We start from the raw sequence: 3453 nt of genomic DNA, 5'->3' as shown, positions 1-3453 counted from the left end.
ACACGCCCTTGAGGCGCGAGCCCATACCGATCGGCCAGGTGATCGGCGCGCACTGGATCTTCAGCACCGACTCGACTTCGTCGAGCAGCTCGATCGGTGCGCGGCCCTCGCGGTCGAGCTTGTTGATAAAGGTCATTATGGGTGTATCCCGCAGCCGGCATACATCCATCAATTTGATCGTGCGCTCCTCGACGCCCTTGGCGCAGTCGATCACCATCAGCGCGGAGTCGACCGCGGTGAGCACGCGATAGGTGTCCTCGGAGAAGTCCGCGTGGCCCGGCGTGTCGAGCAGGTTGACGACGCGGCCTTCGTACGGGAACTGCATCACCGACGAAGTCACGGAGATGCCGCGCTCCTTTTCCAGCGCCATCCAGTCCGAGGTTGCATGTTTGGCCGCTTTGCGCGACTTGACGCTGCCGGCCATCTGGATGGCGCCGCCGAACAGCAGCAGTTTTTCGGTCAGCGTGGTCTTGCCCGCGTCCGGGTGCGAGATGATGGCGAATGTGCGCCGGCGGCGGGTTTCTTCGGTATGGTCCATGAAAATCGCGAATTTTCCTCTTCTAAGAGACGGTATGATAAGGCGCGCCGCGAATTATTCGCCAAGATTTCGCTTGAGTTGGTCGCGCGCCGCCTCGCCGGCATGCGCGCCTGAGAACCTCCGATGCAAACCAGTGTGACCAAGGCCACGAGAGCCGTCGGGCAGTACCGGCATTGGCGCAGCCAGTTCCCTGCGCAGGTCACGGCGGACAAATTGTGCGGTTTCCTCGACGGTGCCGACGAGCAAGATTGGCTCGAAGTCGCGCGCGCGTTGCTGATGGAGTACGGCATGCCGTCGGCGCAGCCGGTTCTCGCGGCCGCGATCGGCGCGCATCCCCGCTCGATCGAGCTGCGCCGCGCCCTCGGTGGCGTCTATCGCCGGATCGGGCACGATTCAGAAGCGGAAGAAATCCTGCGCCAACTGCTCGCGGAAAAACCGGACGACGTCTCCACCGCGCTCGCCTTGGCGGAGATGCTGAAGGAACAAGGGCGCGTCCGCGCCGTGGCGGAATGCCTGCGATCCTGCATGCAGCATCACTCGGCGGACGCGAGGCTGGCGATCTGGGCGATCGAATTCCTCGATGGCTGCGACTGCAAGGCGGACGCCGCTGCGCTGGCATCCGCGGCGATCGCGGCGAATCCCGACGATGCGCGCCTGCATGCCTACGCCGGCATGCTGCAACTCCAGCTCGGTAATTTCGCGGACGCGCGCGAGAACCATCTGTTTGCGTTGAATCACAGCGAACAGGCATGGGAATGGAACATGCCGCTCGGCCTGTCGCAGACTTTGAAGTATCGGTCCGCGCAGCATCCGGATTTCGCCCGGTACGCCGCGGGGCTTGCGCGCCCGGGGCTCAGCGATCGCGCGCGCTCCGCGTTGTTGTTCACTTCCGGCAAGGCTCATGACGATGTCGGCGATTTCGCGAATGCCGCGCGCTATTTCCGCGAGGCGAATGCCCTGGCTGGCCGCCTGACCAAGTGGACACTCGAGCAATGGGAGCGGATGGTCGCGGCGCGTCTGGCCGCCACCGCGTTGCCCGCGAGGTCCGCGCCGCCCGGCGAGCGCGCGCCGATCTTCATCGTCGGCCTGCCGCGCTCCGGCACGACGCTCGTCGCCGAACTGCTCGCCAGGTATCCGCAGGTCTGCAGCCGCGGTGAACTGCCGTGGATCGCACGGCTGTTCGACCGGTCGGCGGCGGAGGCAAAGCCGTCGCTGGATCGTCTCGCCGCGACCTACATGGCGCAATTGCGCAGGGACGATTCCGACGCGCAGTGGTTCATCGACAAGCAGCCGCACAATTTCCACTACATCGACTTCATGCTCGCGCTGTGGCCAGAGGCGAAGATCATCTACTGCGAGCGCGGTCCGCGCGACAACGCACTGTCGCTGTGGATGCAGGCCTTCCTCGAAGACGTGCAGGGATTCTCCTATCGCTTCGACCATATCGGCCGCGTGATGGACGATTGCAGGCGACTGATGAGCCACTGGCGCGAGCGATACCCCGCGTCGATACGCGCGTTGCGCTACGAGTCGCTCGTGCGCGATCCGCAAGCGCACATTGCCGAACTCGCCGCATGGATCGGCATCGCCGGGTCGGCGGATGTTGCCACGGCGCCGGCCTCAACATCGAGCATCAGCACGGCGAGTCTGTGGCAGGCACGCCAGCCCGTGTTCGCGAGTTCGGTCGGGCGCTGGCGCAATTACCTGCCTTTCGTACCCGAACTGGCGGCTTTCGCGGAAGAATGATTGTCGCGTGGCGAGGCCGTCCGGCCTTTACTGCGCGCCCACACCCATCCCTTCCTCCGGCGTAAACGCCTTGCCATCCGCGCCGACGAGCTGGATCGGCACCGCCAGCATCGTCATGTTCGCATTGCGCTGCACGACGAAATGCAGATGCGGTCCGTTCGTGTAGCCCGTGTCGCCCGACAGCGCCAGCACCTGGCCCGTGCGCACGCGCTCGCCGACCTGCACGCGCGCGCTTTCGAGTTGCAGGTGCGCGTACACGGCCATCGTGCCGTCGTCGTGGACGATGCGCACGTTGTTCGCGCGGTCGCCGTACTTGTCCATGTCGAGACCGTTGCCGTAGTAGTCGTTGTCGACCGTCATGACGACGCCGTCGCGCGCAGCGAGCACGGGCGTGCCTTCGGGCATGCCGAAGTCGATCGCGTACTTGTTCTGCGCCTCCGTGTGGCTGAACTTGCCGCCGAAGGCCTGGTTGACGCGCAGTTTCAGATTGGCCGGAAACGGCAGCGCGTAACGTGCGTTCTCGTCGGGCACCGCGCGATAGTCGCCCGGCATGTAGGTGTATTTGTAGCCGTAGCGGAAGCCCGCCGCCGGATTGGTCGCGACGATGTGCAGCGCGCGCGTCTCGCTGCGCCCGGTTAGCACCACGCGTGCCGGCAGCACCTCGGGCTCGGTGTGCACATTCTTCGCGTCGTTGACGTCGATCTCGACCGTGATCGGCCCGCCCGTGCTGTTGACGAAGACGATCGTGCGGTCCTCGTCGGTGCCGTCTTCGCGCGAGCGCAGCAGCGGCTGCGCGTCCGTGTGCACGAGCGTGGATTTCACTCCCGGCGTATTGTCCGGCGGCTTCACGTCGGTGAAATGCACGATGCCCTGCGCGTCGGTGTACTGGTACATGTGCTTGGCCTGCGCGGCCACGGCAACGCAGGCGAGGACGAACGCCGATATCGCCCGGACCAGATTCGATGCGCGTTTCGTCTGCACTTGCGACTCCGAAAGAAAAACCGGGCTAGGGCTTGGCAGGCGCCTCGTGCAGCCCGTTCCACAGCACGTCGAGCAATTCGCCGTTCGGGTCTTCGTCCTGTTCCCAGTACATGATGCCACCCAATCCATTCGACCGGACGAACGCGGTTTTCGCTTTCAGCGACTGCGCGTCTTCGTAGCTGATGAAA

At 64.8% G+C, this 3453-nt stretch carries 4 protein-coding genes; 1 reads left to right on the top strand and 3 read right to left on the bottom strand.

Features of this window, described 5'->3' with window-relative positions:
- On the bottom strand, positions 1-538 hold a 538-nt coding region (locus tag VF497_RS13700; protein ID WP_330889630.1), incomplete at its 3' end, for a GTP-binding protein.
- A gap of 123 nt (positions 539-661) precedes the next feature.
- Between VF497_RS13700 and VF497_RS13695 the strand changes: the two genes are divergently transcribed.
- Positions 662-2284 carry a tetratricopeptide repeat-containing sulfotransferase family protein gene (locus VF497_RS13695; protein WP_330889628.1) on the top strand — a complete coding sequence of 541 codons (1623 nt, stop codon included), beginning with the start codon at positions 662-664 and terminating at the stop codon, positions 2282-2284.
- Positions 2285-2311: 27 nt separating this feature from the next.
- On the opposite strand, the gene VF497_RS13690 is transcribed toward VF497_RS13695, so the two are convergent.
- Both VF497_RS13690 and VF497_RS13685 read right to left on the bottom strand, forming a co-directional pair.
- A complete protein-coding gene (locus VF497_RS13690) occupies positions 2312-3265 on the bottom strand; it encodes a M23 family metallopeptidase (RefSeq protein ID WP_330889626.1) in 954 nt (317 codons plus the stop codon).
- Between the two features lie 25 nt (positions 3266-3290).
- The gene (locus tag VF497_RS13685; RefSeq protein WP_330889632.1) at positions 3291-3449 is read right to left on the bottom strand and encodes a hypothetical protein; all 159 of its coding nucleotides are present in this window, start codon (positions 3447-3449) and stop codon (positions 3291-3293) included.
- Positions 3450-3453 lie beyond the last annotated feature (4 nt).

It is taken from the genome of Rudaea sp., from assembly GCF_036383415.1.
Lineage (GTDB): Bacteria > Pseudomonadota > Gammaproteobacteria > Xanthomonadales > Rhodanobacteraceae > Rudaea.
This window is presented reverse-complemented; position numbering and strand designations above follow the sequence as displayed.